The 13,224-nt window shown below is 62.3% G+C and carries 14 protein-coding genes and 1 other RNA gene; 10 read left to right on the top strand and 5 right to left on the bottom strand.

All coding sequences use genetic code 11. From position 1 onward, the window contains the following. Positions 1–211 precede the first annotated feature (211 nt). Positions 212–1,174 carry a transaldolase gene (gene tal / locus MNR02_RS03545; RefSeq protein WP_241948102.1) on the top strand — a complete coding sequence of 321 codons (963 nt, stop codon included), beginning with the start codon at positions 212–214 and terminating at the stop codon, positions 1,172–1,174. A gap of 146 nt (positions 1,175–1,320) precedes the next feature. After that, positions 1,321–1,704: a hypothetical protein gene (locus tag MNR02_RS03540; protein WP_241948101.1), complete on the top strand. Its 384-nt coding sequence runs from the start codon at positions 1,321–1,323 to the stop codon at positions 1,702–1,704. Positions 1,705–1,747: 43 nt separating this feature from the next. On the opposite strand, the gene ssrS is transcribed toward MNR02_RS03540, so the two are convergent. The 3 genes from ssrS to MNR02_RS03525 all read right to left on the bottom strand — a co-directional run bounded on the left by ssrS (position 1,748) and on the right by MNR02_RS03525 (position 2,654). Further along, positions 1,748–1,906, bottom strand: a non-coding RNA gene (gene ssrS / locus MNR02_RS03535) — 6S RNA. An 83-nt stretch (positions 1,907–1,989) separates the two neighbouring features. Then, positions 1,990–2,361: a cell division protein ZapA gene (locus MNR02_RS03530; protein ID WP_241602073.1), complete on the bottom strand. Its 372-nt coding sequence runs from the start codon at positions 2,359–2,361 to the stop codon at positions 1,990–1,992. Between the two features lie 20 nt (positions 2,362–2,381). Next, positions 2,382–2,654, bottom strand: a complete 273-nt coding sequence (locus MNR02_RS03525) for a DUF4164 domain-containing protein (protein WP_134645812.1) — start codon at positions 2,652–2,654, stop codon at positions 2,382–2,384. 329 nt (positions 2,655–2,983) lie between these two features. On the opposite strand from MNR02_RS03525, the gene tkt reads away from it, so the two are divergent. From tkt to pgk, 4 genes are all read left to right on the top strand, one after another. Continuing rightward, positions 2,984–4,966 (top strand): transketolase, encoded by a 1,983-nt coding sequence (gene tkt, locus MNR02_RS03520; RefSeq protein ID WP_241948100.1) that lies wholly within the window; start codon positions 2,984–2,986, stop codon positions 4,964–4,966. 69 nt (positions 4,967–5,035) lie between these two features. Beyond that, positions 5,036–6,046 (top strand): type I glyceraldehyde-3-phosphate dehydrogenase, encoded by a 1,011-nt coding sequence (gene gap / locus MNR02_RS03515; RefSeq protein ID WP_241948099.1) that lies wholly within the window; start codon positions 5,036–5,038, stop codon positions 6,044–6,046. A gap of 11 nt (positions 6,047–6,057) precedes the next feature. Then, on the top strand, positions 6,058–6,624 hold the full coding sequence (locus tag MNR02_RS03510) for a putative glycolipid-binding domain-containing protein (protein ID WP_241948098.1): 567 nt from the start codon (positions 6,058–6,060) through the stop codon (positions 6,622–6,624). 13 nt (positions 6,625–6,637) lie between these two features. Beyond that, positions 6,638–7,837, top strand: a complete 1,200-nt coding sequence (gene pgk, locus MNR02_RS03505; protein WP_241948097.1) for a phosphoglycerate kinase — start codon at positions 6,638–6,640, stop codon at positions 7,835–7,837. A gap of 234 nt (positions 7,838–8,071) precedes the next feature. Here the strand turns inward: pgk and MNR02_RS03500 are convergent, their stop codons facing one another. Continuing rightward, a complete protein-coding gene (locus tag MNR02_RS03500) occupies positions 8,072–8,227 on the bottom strand; it encodes a hypothetical protein (RefSeq protein WP_241948096.1) in 156 nt (51 codons plus the stop codon). A gap of 151 nt (positions 8,228–8,378) precedes the next feature. On the opposite strand from MNR02_RS03500, the gene MNR02_RS03495 reads away from it, so the two are divergent. The 3 genes from MNR02_RS03495 to MNR02_RS03485 all read left to right on the top strand — a co-directional run bounded on the left by MNR02_RS03495 (position 8,379) and on the right by MNR02_RS03485 (position 10,737). Further along, on the top strand, positions 8,379–9,659 hold the full coding sequence (locus MNR02_RS03495) for an MFS transporter (protein ID WP_241948095.1): 1,281 nt from the start codon (positions 8,379–8,381) through the stop codon (positions 9,657–9,659). After that, entirely contained in the window at positions 9,656–9,844 is a 189-nt protein-coding gene (locus tag MNR02_RS03490; RefSeq protein ID WP_241948094.1) for a DUF1192 domain-containing protein, read from the top strand. The genes MNR02_RS03495 and MNR02_RS03490 overlap by 4 nt, the downstream gene beginning before the upstream one ends. Before the next feature lie 374 nt (positions 9,845–10,218). Beyond that, the gene (locus tag MNR02_RS03485; protein WP_241602055.1) at positions 10,219–10,737 is read left to right on the top strand and encodes a DUF1465 family protein; all 519 of its coding nucleotides are present in this window, start codon (positions 10,219–10,221) and stop codon (positions 10,735–10,737) included. Positions 10,738–10,984: 247 nt separating this feature from the next. On the opposite strand, the gene rpmE is transcribed toward MNR02_RS03485, so the two are convergent. Continuing rightward, positions 10,985–11,206, bottom strand: a complete 222-nt coding sequence (gene rpmE / locus MNR02_RS03480; RefSeq protein WP_117370525.1) for a 50S ribosomal protein L31 — start codon at positions 11,204–11,206, stop codon at positions 10,985–10,987. A gap of 190 nt (positions 11,207–11,396) precedes the next feature. Between rpmE and MNR02_RS03475 the strand changes: the two genes are divergently transcribed. Continuing rightward, positions 11,397–13,220, top strand: coding sequence for an ABC transporter transmembrane domain-containing protein (locus MNR02_RS03475; RefSeq protein ID WP_241948093.1), 1,824 nt, complete (start codon positions 11,397–11,399; stop codon positions 13,218–13,220). Positions 13,221–13,224 lie beyond the last annotated feature (4 nt).

Here is a 13,224-nt window from a genome sequence, read left to right as displayed (position 1 = left end):
TCAGCAAAAGTACTTGATTTTCTCCCTGCAAACGACGATAGTCCGCTCAGATCCACTGGCGGCATTCCGGCGGCGGATTGGTTGTGCGGGCACGCGCGGCGACGGAAAAGGAAGCACTGTCGCCGCACGCGTTTGCCGACGAGGAACATGGAGGAGGGTTCAGCGTTCCGTTGGAACGCCACCCAGCAACAACCATTTCGGGATTTCGGATATGACGTCCAAGCTTGAACAACTTCGCGCGATGACGACCGTCGTGGCAGACACCGGCGACATCGAAGCCGTGCGCCGCCTGAAGCCGGTCGATTGCACCACCAATCCCACGATCGTTCTCAAGGCGCTCGGCACGCCGATGTTTGCCGACACGGTCGCAGAAGCGATCCGCTGGGGCCAGTCCCAGGGCGGAAACCGTGAAGGCGTCGTTGCGGCCGTTGCCGACCGTCTCGCCATTTCCGTCGGCGCAGCACTTGCTGAGCTCGTTCCGGGCCGTGTTTCGACCGAAGTCGATGCAGACCTTTCCTTCGACACCGAGGCCTCGATTGCCAAGGGTCGCGACATCATCAAAGCTTACGAGGCGCGCGGCATCACCCGTGACCGCATCCTCATCAAGCTCGCCTCCACCTGGGAAGGCATCCGCGCTGCGGAAGTTCTCCAGAAGGACGGCATCGACTGCAACCTGACGCTGCTCTTCAACAAGGCACAGGCCATTGCCTGCGCCGATGCCGGCGCATTCCTCATCTCGCCCTTCGTCGGCCGCATTCTCGACTGGCACGTCAAGGCATCGGGCAAGACCTTCACGGCCGAAGAAGATCCGGGCGTGGTGTCGGTCCGCTCGATCTACGACTATTACAAGTCCAATGGCATCAGCACGATCGTCATGGGCGCCTCCTTCCGCAACATCGGCGAAATCGAAGCCCTCGCCGGCTGCGATCGCCTGACGATCAGCCCGGCCCTTCTTGAGGAACTCGACGCTGCTGAAGGCACGCTTGAGCGCAAGCTCTCGCCGGAAAAGGCTGCGAAGGTTTCGCCGATCAAGATCGACGAGAAGACCTTCCGCTGGATGCTGAACGAAGATGCCATGGCCACCGAAAAGCTCTCCGAAGGCATCCGCGCCTTCGCGAAGGACCTCGGCAGCCTGCGCGCCATGATCGACAAGGAACTGAAGGCGGCCGCGTAAGCGACGATTTCAAGAACCAACCATCGAAAGGCCGCCCCTCACGGGCGGCCTTTTTCGTGTGCTAAACGCCAATCCGCTTTCGACTTTGACTTTACCGGCTCGCGCCATAACTCGGGCCGGACTATTCTGCGCACGAGAGGGTATCCATGAAAACGACAGCACCGTTTCTTTCCAAACTCGCCCTTGCCGTCACCCTTTGCGGACCGTCGGCAGCCTATGCCGACACGGCGTTCAAACCCGGGCTTTTTGTGCGGCAAACCCAGCATTGGGATTCCACGACGAACAGCTTTCTGCCCGGCGCCGAAGAGGGTGAAAGAGACGGATGCTGGCAGGTGGAAAGCGTCGGCGCGGGTGAGGTGAAAATGAAACTGGTCAGTGGTGTCTTCAAGCCGTGGTGGGCAGACAGCGCGATCGAGATCGGCACGTCCGACACTTGGTTCGACAATGAGGTCTACCAGGAAGCCAATCCCGGCGCTGCGCCGCTTTCCCAGCTGCGCAAGATCTTCACGCCCGTCGAATCCTGCGGCTGAGCGACCGCCAGTTCTGCACTGGGCACCGGAGAAAACAGAGAGGGTGCGATCCGCGGCGACCGATGGAGATTTACGATCCTGGGTGCCTACAAACGTAGGTGGGCGCCATATGTCCAAGCCCACGGGCCTGGCCAGGGACAGCTCCCTTTGGATCGAGTATGGCCCCAGGGATTGTGGTTCCTGTCGGGAAGCGCAGATCGCTCATGACATATAGGCGCAAAGCAGCGCCTTCGCCAGTGGCAATCGACTAAGCGTTGGCTGTCTGAACGAAAAACAACGCCCGGATCAGTTGACCTGCGGTTTGCCGTTGAGCTTGGCGGCCATGCCCTGGATCTGGTTGGTGAGTTCGCCGAGCGCCTGGGCGATCGCCTCTTCGCTGCGCGACACCTCGACCAGCACGCCTTCGCGGCCGCTGCGAAGTTGCTCGGTTTCTTTTTCCAGCGTTTCAAGCCGGCGCGTCACATCGTTGAGCTCGTCCATGACCATGATGCCGGCCATGACGGTGATGCGCAGGTCGCCAATCTCGCCAAACTGCTCCTTGAGGTGCCCGACATACCGATCGAACCCGGCGGCGAGGTCTTCGAGGTGGGACTCCTGCCCCTCCTCGCAGGCCATGCGATAGGCCTTGCCATCGATCTGAACGGTTACCTGAGCCATGCGGATTCTTTCTGTTGCGCCTATCGGTCAAGTACGGCGCGGATGGTCTCCATCGCCGTGACGAGACGGCGGGACACCTCGCGGTTGACCTCTTCCAGCCGGTTGGCGCGGAATTCGGACTGGTCCAGCTCCTGGGCAAGCCGCGAACGGTCGGCATTAACGCGACGCACCTCGCCTTCCACCTCGCCGTGTTCCCGTTCACGGTCAAAGCGCATGTCGAGCGCATTCTCGAGACTGCCAAGCGCCTTGCGAAGCTCCTCGATTGCAGCCCTGACTGTTTCCCCGTGTGTCATAACGCCTTCACCGGCACTCTCAAAAAACACGAATCGCCGCCGCCAGCGCCGGTTCCCACGCGTTGACAGTATTCAACTGCGGGGCAGAGCGTCAACTGCGCGGGTGCACCCACCGGAAAGCCCCTGTGGATCAGCTTCCAGATGGCTGCCGTGCGGTGGCATCCGCACCCGCCAGAAAACGCTAAAAAACCCGGCGAATTCGGCGCTCAAACGCCGCAGGAACAGCCGAATTCGTTGACTTAGACGGTGCACCTGCTATGTGTCAGCCGCTTCCAACCGGCGCCCCTCAGGGACACCGGCCCTGACACCCCGAAGAATACGGAACAGTCATGATCTCTCGCGAAAAACACGACCGGATGGCGAACGCAATTCGCTTCCTTTCCATGGATGCCGTGGAAAAGGCGAACTCCGGCCACCCCGGCCTTCCCATGGGCGCAGCAGACATCGCAACGGTTCTTTTCACCCGCTTTCTCTCCTTCGATCCGAAGACTCCGCACTGGCCGAACCGCGACCGTTTCGTCCTGTCGGCCGGCCACGGCTCGATGCTCCTCTACTCGCTGCTCTATCTGACGGGCTACGAGGACATCACGATCGACGAGATCAAGAACTTCCGTCAGCTCGGCGCCAAGACCGCCGGCCACCCGGAATACGGCCACGCCGCCGGCATCGAAACGACGACCGGCCCGCTCGGCCAGGGCATTGCCAATGCCGTGGGCATGGCGATCGCCGAGCGCAAGCTGCGCGACGAGTTCGGTTCGGACCTGATGGAGCACCACACCTACGCGCTCGTAGGTGACGGCTGCCTCATGGAGGGTATCAGCCAGGAAGCAATCTCCCTCGCAGGCCACCTGAAGCTCAACAAGCTGATCGTGTTCTGGGACGACAACAACATTTCGATCGACGGCCCGATCTCCATGGCCGACTCGACCGACCAGCACGCCCGCTTCCGCGCGAGCCAGTGGCACACGATTGCGGTCGACGGCCATGATCCGGATGCGATTGCCGCTGCCATCGAAGAAGCCCACAAGTCCGACAAGCCCACGATGATCGCGTGCAAGACGACCATCGGCTTCGGCGCGCCCAACAAGGCCGGCACGCACAAGGTGCACGGTTCGCCGCTCGGTGCGGAAGAAATCGCCGCCACCCGCAAGGCACTGAACTGGGAATCGGAAGCCTTCGTGGTTCCCTCCGACGTCCTCGACGCCTGGCGCCTCGCCGGCCTTCGCTCTGCCAAGGCGCACAAGGAATGGGAAGCCCGCCTCGACAAGACGGATGCCGAAAAGAAGGCGCAGTTCGTCCGTCGTTTTGCCGGCGACCTCGAAGGCAGCCTCGATTCCGCAATCGCCGCCTACAAGAAGAAGCTTGCCGAAACGAAGCCGAACCCGGCTACCCGCAAGGCTTCGGAAGATGCGCTCGAAGTCATCAACGGCGTGCTCAGCGAAACGCTCGGCGGCTCGGCCGACCTGACGGGCTCGAACAACACCAAGACGAGCCAGACCAAGTCGATCACACCGACCGATTTCTCGGGCCGTTACATCCACTACGGCATCCGCGAGCACGGCATGGCCGCTGCCATGAACGGTATCGCGCTGCACGGCGGCCTGATCCCCTATTCCGGCGGCTTCCTGATCTTCTCGGACTACTGCCGTCCGTCGATCCGCCTCGCCGCACTGATGGGCATCCGCGTCATCCACGTCCTGACCCACGACTCCATCGGTCTTGGTGAAGACGGTCCGACGCACCAGCCGGTCGAGCAGATGGCCGCTCTGCGCGCCATTCCGAACCTGCTCATGTTCCGTCCGGCCGACGCCACGGAAACGGCAGAGTGCTGGCAGCTGGCGCTCGAAAGCCACAACCGTCCTTCTGGCCTGGCGCTTACCCGCCAGAACCTGATGCCGGTCCGTCTGGAATACGAAGAAGAGAACCTCTGCGCCCGCGGTGCCTATGACCTCGTGTCGGCCAGCGACGCCCAGGTGACGATCTTCGCATCCGGCTCGGAAATCGAGATCGCGGTCAAGGCCGAGCAGACGCTTACGGCCAAGGGTATTTCCACCCGCGTCGTCTCCGTTCCCTGCTTCGAACTTTTCGCAGAGCAGCCGGAAGCCTACCAGAAGGCCGTCATCGGCAACTCGCCGGTCAAGATCGCGGTCGAAGCCGGCATCCGCCAGGGTTGGGATCACTTCATCGGTTCGGATGGCATCTTCATCGGCATGTCCTCCTTCGGCGCATCGGGCCCCTACAAGGAGCTCTACAAGCACTTCGGCATCACGCCGGAAGCCGTCGTCGCCGCCGCGGAAGCCAAGCTGGGCTGAGTGCCCGAAGGCGCGGCTTTCGCCGCGCCTCTCACCGCCAAAACGTTTATCCATAGGGAGAGACCCCAAATGACTGTGAAAGTTGCCATCAACGGCTTCGGCCGCATCGGCCGCAACATCCTGCGCGCCATCGTCGAATCCGGCCGCACCGATATCGAGGTCGTGGCGATCAACGATCTGGGCCCGGTCGAGACCAACGCGCACCTTCTGCGCTACGATTCCATCCACGGCCGTTTCCCGGCCGAAGTAAAGGTCGACGGCGACACGATCACCGTCGGCGGCGGCAAGCAGATCAAGGTCACCGCCATCAAGGATCCGGCAACGCTGCCGCACGGCGCCATGGGCGTCGACATCGCCATGGAATGCACGGGCATCTTCACCGCCCGCGACAAGGCCGCCGCTCACCTGACGGCCGGCGCCAAGCGCGTCATCGTCTCGGCCCCGGCCGATGGCGCCGACCTGACCGTCGTCTACGGCGTCAACGATGACCAGCTGACGAAGGATCACCTCGTCATCTCCAACGCCTCGTGCACGACGAACTGCCTCGTGCCCGTCGTGAAGGTCATCGACGACCTCGTCGGCATCGACCATGGCTTCATGACGACCATCCACTCCTACACCAACGACCAGCCGTCGCTCGACCAGATGCACAAGGATCTGTACCGCGCCCGCGCTGCTGCCCTCTCGATGATCCCGACCTCCACGGGCGCTGCGAAGGCCGTCGGCCTCGTGATGCCGCACCTCAAGGGCAAGCTCGACGGCACCTCGATCCGCGTTCCCACGCCGAACGTCTCCGTCGTCGATTTCAAGTTCGTCGCGAAGCGCGACACGACGGCCGCCGAGATCAACGAAGCCATCAAGGCTGCCTCCAACGGCAAGCTGAAGGGCATCCTCGGCTACACCGACGAGCCGCTCGTCTCGAAGGACTTCAACCACGACAGCCACTCGTCGATCTTCGCGACCGACCAGACGAAGGTTCTCGAAGGCAACTTCGTTCGTATTCTCACCTGGTACGATAACGAATGGGGCTTCTCGAACCGCATGTCCGACACGGCCGTCGCCTTCGCGAAGCTGATCTAAGGACGCCCATCATGTTTCCGCCCCTCACCTTCAAGACGGCCCGCTGGCGTCCGTTGAAGGGCGAGGGGCTGGAACACCTTACCGTGCGTGCCATCGAAGGCGGAATCCGCGCCGAAAGTACGGTTGTCGGCGAAGACAGCGACGGACGTCCCTTTGGCGTCCACTACCGTATCGATCTCGATTCGAATTGGTGCGTCCGCTCCTTCCGCGTGGAAGAGACGGATGGCCGTGGCGTGGCGATGACATCGAACGGCGAAGGTCAGTGGCGCAGCCACAGCGGCAAACCGCTTGCGGCCTTCGACGGCTGCATCGATATCGATCTGGCGGGAACGCCCTTCACCAACACCCTGCCGATCCGCCGGCTGGGGCTTGCCCCCGAAGCCGGAACGGTGCGGTTGAAAATGGTCTATGTGCCATTCGATACGTTTTCGCCGTTTCCGGACGGGCAGAACTACACATGCCTCGACCCGGCGCGACGCTACCTCTACCAGGCCGCTGACCGGACCTTCCAAGCGGAATTGCCTGTCGATGCAGACGGCTTCGTGACCGACTATCCCACCCTATTCGCAAGACTCTGACGGGAGCCCTCCCATGACCTTCAAGACCCTCGACAACCTCACCGACATCGCTGGCAAGCGCGTGCTCGTCCGCGTCGATCTCAACGTGCCGGTCAAGGACGGCAAGGTCACCGATGCGACCCGCATCGAACGTGTCGCGCCCACCATCCTCGAACTGTCGAAGAAAGGCGCCAAGGTAATCCTGCTGGCACATTTCGGCCGACCGAAGGGCGAGGTCGTCGCCGACATGTCGCTCAACCAGATCCTGCCGGCGGTGAACGAGGTTCTCGGCACGACCGTCGCCTTCGCATCCGACTGCGTCGGCGATGCCGCGGCATCCGCCATCGCAGAACTCGGCAACGGCGGCATCCTGCTTCTGGAGAACACCCGCTTCCACAAGGGCGAAGAGAAGAACAACGCGGACTTCACAGCAGCCGTCGCCGCCAATGGCGATATCTACGTCAACGACGCCTTCTCGGCCGCGCATCGCGCCCATTCCTCGACCGAAGGCTTGGCTCATCTCCTACCCGCCTATGCCGGTCGCACCATGCAGGCCGAACTGGAAGCCCTCGAGAAGGGTCTCGGCAATCCGAACCGGCCCGTCGTCGCCATCGTCGGCGGCGCGAAGGTTTCCACCAAGATCGACCTGCTCATGAACCTCGTGAAGAAGGTCGATGCACTGGTCATCGGCGGCGGCATGGCGAATACCTTCCTCGCCGCCCGCGGCACGAATGTCGGCAAGTCGCTCTGCGAGCACGACCTCGCCGACACTGCCAAGCAGATCATGATCGAAGCCGCAGGCGCCGGTTGCGCGATCGTGCTGCCGGAAGACGGCGTCGTTGCCCGCGAATTCAAGGCGAATGCCGAAAACGAGGTCGTTGCCGTCAGCGCGATCCCGTCCGACGCAATGATGCTCGATGTCGGCCCGAAGACCATCGACGCCGTCAATGCCTGGATTTCGCGCGCCTCGACGCTGGTCTGGAACGGTCCGCTCGGCGCCTTCGAGATCGCCCCCTTCGACGCCGCCACGGTGGCAGCCGCCAAGCATGCCGCCGCGTGCACCAAGGACGGCAAACTCGTTTCCGTCGCCGGAGGCGGCGATACCGTGGCTGCCCTCAACCATGCCGGCGTGGCAGACGACTTCACCTATGTCTCGACGGCTGGCGGAGCGTTCCTGGAGTGGATGGAAGGCAAGCCGCTTCCGGGCGTCGACGTGCTCAACCAGCAGAAATAACGCGAAGGGCTTGTGTACCGCGTGGGATCACCTACATTGCTGTTATCGTCAACGAACAGAAAGGAAGGTGATCCAATGTCTAATGAGATTTCGGTCTTGGCTTCGGGCATGGGAATTGTGGTGAACGAAACGAGGCAGCCCTCGTTCTGATCCCACCTTCCTTCGAGCCGTAAGGCTCGGGTCCGCACGGGACCAAACCTCATGGGGGCCACCTTCGGGTGGCCCTTTTGCGTTTCAGGGGCGGATGACAACCGTCAGCATCATCAGGGCGATGGCGCCCACCGCGATCTTCCAGAAATCGGCGCGCCGCCGCAGGCCCGGCAGGCCGAGCGGCCGGATGATATGAAGCAGCATGACGGCAAGGAGAAGTGCTGGCAGGATTTTCGACATGGCGGCCTTTCTTGTCTCTTCCTGTCACACCTCAGACACTTTTCCAAGCGATCAGCCCGTAGGGTCAAAACCGCCCCGCCGCCGTCTTTGCATCTGGCAATCAGCAACAGGTGCGCTATTGCTTTGCTATCGATGAATTTGTGAAGAGCTCATGCGAAAAAACCTCATATCCGTCTTCTCGCTTCTGATGGGCACCCTGTTCCTCTTCCTCGGTAACGGCCTGCACGGCCTGCTCCTGCCGATGCGCGGCGCCTTCGAGGGATATGAGACGACCATGCTCGGCCTTCTCGGTACGTCATGGGCATCGGGATTCGTTCTGGGCTGCCTGCTGGCGCCGACGGTGGTGAAACGCATCGGGCATGTGCGCGCCTTTTCGGGCTTTGCATCGCTCATCGCCATCATCGCGCTGTTGACCGGCATGCTCGTCGATCCCGTCTGGTGGATCGCGCTGCGCGCTGTAACCGGCTTCTCGATTGCCGGGACGTCGATGATCATCGAGAGCTGGCTGAACGAGCGCGCCACGAACGAAAGCCGCGGCCTCATCTTCTCCCTCTACATCGCCATCACCCTGGTCGGCACCGTCGGCGGCCAGATGACGGTCGCGCTCGGCGATGTCACCACGCCGATGCTCTTCATGTTCGCCGGCATCCTCTATTGCCTGGCCATGCTGCCGACGACGCTTTCCACCGCCGCATCGCCACAGCCGCTGAAGCAGGTCAAGCTCGACATTCCCGCCCTTTACCGCACCTCGCCCATCGCCTGCGTCGGCATCGTGCTGATCGGCATCGCCAATGGCGCCTTCGGCACGCTCGGCGCGGTCTTTGGCGCCAATGCCGGCCTGACATCCAGCACCATCGCCATCATGATGAGCGTGGCCATCTTCGCCGGCGCTGTCATGCAGCTGCCAGCCGGCCGCATTTCCGATCGCGTCGACCGGCGGATCGTCCTTGCCATTCTGTCAGCCATTGCCGCCGGGGCAGGTTTCGCACTCTTCGTCTTCCAGCCGGCGTCGGTGACTCTCCTGCTCGTGCTGACGGCACTTTATGGCGCCATGGCAAACGCGCTCTATCCCATCGCCGTCTCGCATGCCAACGACTTCGCCAGCCCCGAGGATTTCGTGAAGGTGTCCGGCGGCCTGCTCTTGCTATACGGCGTTGGCACGATCATCGGACCGACGATCGGCGGCCCGATCATGTCGGCCGTTGGCCCCTATGCCCTCTTCGCCGTCACATGCTGCGCCCATATCCTGATCACCGCCTACGCGATCCTGCGCAGCCGGCGTCGCGCCGCCGTACCGGCTGAAATGCGCGATTCCTACACCACCATCAACCCCGGTACGATGACCACGCCGGAAAGCCTTCAGCTGTCGCCGCGCGCCCTGCCCCAGGTGCAGGCCGGCGCCGACGTACCACAGGAGGAGCAGACCGCATGAGCCTCTTCGACGACGATCGGCCCAAGAAGAAAATTGCGCATGAGATCGGCAGCGACCTGTCGCTGCTGTCCGCGGATGAGCTGACAGCGCGAATCGACCTGCTGAAACAGGAAATCGCGCGGCTGGAAGCGGAGCGGCAGAAGAAAGATGCCAGCCGTTCGGCGGCCGAAAACCTGTTTCGCTAGGCACCAATTGTCGCACCCTGGCCGAAAAGGCACAGTTATCGGCAAAGCTGCAACAAAGTTAACCGGCCATTAAGCCTTACAGCCTATTACTTGCACATCCGGTCCTTCCGGGTTCAGACATTTTCACCGCTTGGCGAATCGGTCTGATTTTCTCCCTGTTTTACCTTGAGAGCCGCTTTTCGCGGCTCTTTTTTTGTTTGCCGCAAAGCCGCCGCAAAGTGTCCGGAAACAATTGTGGAGATTAACCCTTTCTTAAGAATACCCTTGCGCGAATTAGGCTAAGAGATCATCCTCACGCCATGGAACGAAGAGCTGGAACACCAGCGTCCGACCTGCCGTTACCTGCAAGTGATGCGTTCAACAGGGAAAGAACCATGTCCGAAAGAGGATTGAATACCGTCAGCTTCGCTGGCCATGTGGCGTCGTCCGCACAATTCAAGTCCATCTATGCCGAGGGCATGGGTCTCGTCGAGGAAACTGCGAGTTATCTGGACGGTGTCGGTCGCCAGGCCTCGAAGGTCCTGCCGCGCATGGCATCCGTGCTGTATGCAGCTGAATCGATGCGCCTCACCACCCGCCTGATGCAGATGGCATCCTGGCTGCTGCTTCAGCGCGCCGTCAACAATGGCGAGATGAGCCGCGACCAGGTCCTGTCGGAAAAGAGCAAGGTCCGCCTCGACAGCTTCAATGTCGACAAGACCGCCCCTGGCTGGAACGACCTGCCGGAAGCCTTCCGCGACCTGATCGAGCGCTCGCTTCGCCTGCAGAACCGTATCGCCCTGCTCGACCGCGAAATATACCGCCCGCAGGATGTCCAGGCCTTTCAGCCGGATAACCAGAACAGCGTCCAGGCCCAGCTCAGCCTGCTGCAGACCGCCTTCGGCAATAGCTGAAGACGGCGCAGGCAGATGTAGAACACCCGGCTTCGGCCGGGTTTTTTGTTGCCCGCAGTTCTGTACTACCCCTCACCTGACAGCGGGCATCCTCGCCTTACAAGTGGCGAGGAACGATAGGCTCGCCGCTTTCCTCAAACCTTGACCGAGAGAAGGGCGCCCGCAGGTAGACGGGCAACCCACCAAATACAGGCAACAAAAAAAACCCGGCCGAAGCCGGGTTTTTGCAATTCTTTGGAAGCGGTGATTAGAGGCCGAGGCCTTCGAAACGCTTCTTGAACTTGGAAACGCGGCCGCCGCGGTCCAGCATCTGCTGGTTGCCGCCGGTCCAGGCCGGGTGCGACTTCGGGTCGATTTCGAGGTTCATCGTGGCACCTTCCGAACCCCAGGTCGAGCGGGTTTCGTACTCGGTGCCATCGGTCATGACGACCTTGATGACGTGGTAGTCGGGATGGATATCAGCCTTCATGACACTCTTCCTGCTTGTTCCGGGGGCCATTTGTCGCAACGCATTGCGGCAGCGGAGCCAAAGACGTAAATGAAGCCGCAGTCGGCTAGACCTACGGCTTCCCAATTCGATGGCGAGCCTATACATGAAGGCCGTCTGGATAACAAGAGCCGAAAGAGAATTCGTGCCGCCAGGCACTGGAAACGGGGGTATGGTGTCCACAGACAGAGAGACAAACGCGGCACAGAAAACCGCGCGTCGCAACATTCGTCCGCTGGGCAGGCTTGCTCCCTATATCGGCCGTTATCGCGGTCTTGTCGGTGGCGCGCTGGTCGCCCTCGTGCTGGCTGCCGTCACGACACTCGTGTTGCCGATCGCGGTGCGCCGCATGATCGACAACGGCTTCTCTGGCGCCGATGCCGGCTTCATCAATACCTACTTCGCGATGCTCTTCGTGCTGGCCGGTTTGCTGGCGCTCGCCAGCAGCCTGCGCTACTACTTCGTCATTACGCTTGGCGAACGCATCGTCGCCGACCTCCGCCGCGACGTCTTCGCCCATGTAACGAAGCTCTCCCCGGCCTTCTTCGACGTCAACCAGTCCGGCGAGATCGTCTCACGGCTGACAGCCGATACGACGCAGATCAAATCCACCGTCGGCGCCACCGCATCCGTGGCGCTGCGCAACCTCATCCTCTGTTTCGGGGCCATCGCCATGATGGTCTATACCAGCCCGAAGCTGTCGAGCCTTGTCATTGCCGCCATCCCGGTCATCGTCTTTCCGCTCGTGGCCTTCGGTCGCTCGGTGCGACGCCGCTCGCGCGAGGCGCAGGATACGCTTGCAAGCGCGTCCGCCTATGCCGGCGAGGCGATCGGCGCGACGCGCACACTCCAGGCCTTCAATGCCGAGAATTCGGCACGCGCCCGCTTCTTCGGCGAGGTGGAAAGCGCCTACGAAGCCGCGCGCAGCGCCATCCGCGCCCGCTCGCTGCTGACCGGCTTTGCCATTGCCATGATCTTCGGTTCGGTCGTCGCCGTGCTGTGGTTTGGTGCACGCGATGTGCTGGCGGGTACGCTTTCGGCCGGCACGCTCGGCCAGTTTCTGCTTTATGCCGTCTTCGCGGCCGGCAGCCTCGGTGCGCTCTCGGAAGTCTGGGGCGAACTTTCGCAGGCCGCCGGTGCGGCTGAGCGCCTGAGCGAATTGCTCGAGGAACCGCCGGCCATTACAGCGCCCGCCAATCCGGTCGCGCTGCCGGTTCCCGCACATGGCGAACTCACTTTCCGGGATGTCCATTTTTCCTACCCGGCCCGCCCCGGCTATCGCAGCCTGAACGGCCTTTCCTTCGCCGTGAAGCAAGGCGAAACCGTTGCGGTCGTCGGCCCCTCCGGCGCCGGCAAGAGCACAATCCTGTCGCTGGTCGAACGCTTCTACGATCCCGATTCCGGCACCGTCCTGCTTGATGGCGTGGACCTGCGTGCAGCAGATCCGGAGGAGATCCGCCGCCGCATGGCGCTTGTGCCGCAGGATGTCACGATCTTTGCCGCGTCGATCCGCGACAACATCGCCTTCGGCATGCCCGATGTCGGCGATGACGCCATCCATGCCGCCGCCCGGGCCGCACAGGCCGAGGAATTCATTGCGCGCCTCGACAAGGGGTATGACACCATGGTCGGCGAACGGGGCGTGACGCTCTCCGGTGGCCAGCGCCAGCGCATCGCCATTGCCCGCGCCATCCTCAAGGACGCGCCGCTCCTGCTGCTCGACGAAGCCACCTCGGCGCTCGATGCCGAAAGCGAAACCCTCGTGCAGCGCGCGCTCGACGGACAGATGGGCAAGCGTACCACCATCGTCATCGCGCATCGCCTTGCAACCGTGCTGAAGGCCGACCGCATCCTCGTGATGGATGGCGGCAGACTGGTGGAAGAAGGCACACACCAGTCGCTGATCCAGCAGGGCGGACTGTATGCCCGCCTCGCCCGGCTGCAATTCGACCACGGCGGCCAGGCCTTCCTGGGCGAAGCACGCGCCGCCAGCTGATGGT

It is taken from the genome of Shinella sp. H4-D48 (assembly GCF_022637395.1).
Taxonomy (GTDB): Bacteria; Pseudomonadota; Alphaproteobacteria; order Rhizobiales; family Rhizobiaceae; genus Shinella; species Shinella sedimenti.
Note: the sequence above shows the minus strand (reverse complement) of the source record. Positions and strands in the feature narration are given on the sequence as shown.

Excerpts from the sequence above, each read along its gene's own strand:
- tal (WP_241948102.1), top strand. The coding sequence starts at position 212 with ATGACGTCCAAGCTTGAACAACTTCGCGCGATGACGACCGTCGTGGCA.
- MNR02_RS03540 (WP_241948101.1), top strand. The coding sequence starts at position 1,321 with ATGAAAACGACAGCACCGTTTCTTTCCAAACTCGCCCTTGCCGTCACC.
- MNR02_RS03530 (WP_241602073.1), bottom strand. The coding sequence starts at position 2,361 with ATGGCTCAGGTAACCGTTCAGATCGATGGCAAGGCCTATCGCATGGCC.
- MNR02_RS03525 (WP_134645812.1), bottom strand. The coding sequence starts at position 2,654 with ATGACACACGGGGAAACAGTCAGGGCTGCAATCGAGGAGCTTCGCAAG.
- tkt (WP_241948100.1), top strand. The coding sequence starts at position 2,984 with ATGATCTCTCGCGAAAAACACGACCGGATGGCGAACGCAATTCGCTTC.
- gap (WP_241948099.1), top strand. The coding sequence starts at position 5,036 with ATGACTGTGAAAGTTGCCATCAACGGCTTCGGCCGCATCGGCCGCAAC.
- MNR02_RS03510 (WP_241948098.1), top strand. The coding sequence starts at position 6,058 with ATGTTTCCGCCCCTCACCTTCAAGACGGCCCGCTGGCGTCCGTTGAAG.
- pgk (WP_241948097.1), top strand. The coding sequence starts at position 6,638 with ATGACCTTCAAGACCCTCGACAACCTCACCGACATCGCTGGCAAGCGC.
- MNR02_RS03500 (WP_241948096.1), bottom strand. The coding sequence starts at position 8,227 with ATGTCGAAAATCCTGCCAGCACTTCTCCTTGCCGTCATGCTGCTTCAT.
- MNR02_RS03495 (WP_241948095.1), top strand. The coding sequence starts at position 8,379 with ATGCGAAAAAACCTCATATCCGTCTTCTCGCTTCTGATGGGCACCCTG.
- MNR02_RS03490 (WP_241948094.1), top strand. The coding sequence starts at position 9,656 with ATGAGCCTCTTCGACGACGATCGGCCCAAGAAGAAAATTGCGCATGAG.
- MNR02_RS03485 (WP_241602055.1), top strand. The coding sequence starts at position 10,219 with ATGTCCGAAAGAGGATTGAATACCGTCAGCTTCGCTGGCCATGTGGCG.
- rpmE (WP_117370525.1), bottom strand. The coding sequence starts at position 11,206 with ATGAAGGCTGATATCCATCCCGACTACCACGTCATCAAGGTCGTCATG.
- MNR02_RS03475 (WP_241948093.1), top strand. The coding sequence starts at position 11,397 with ATGGTGTCCACAGACAGAGAGACAAACGCGGCACAGAAAACCGCGCGT.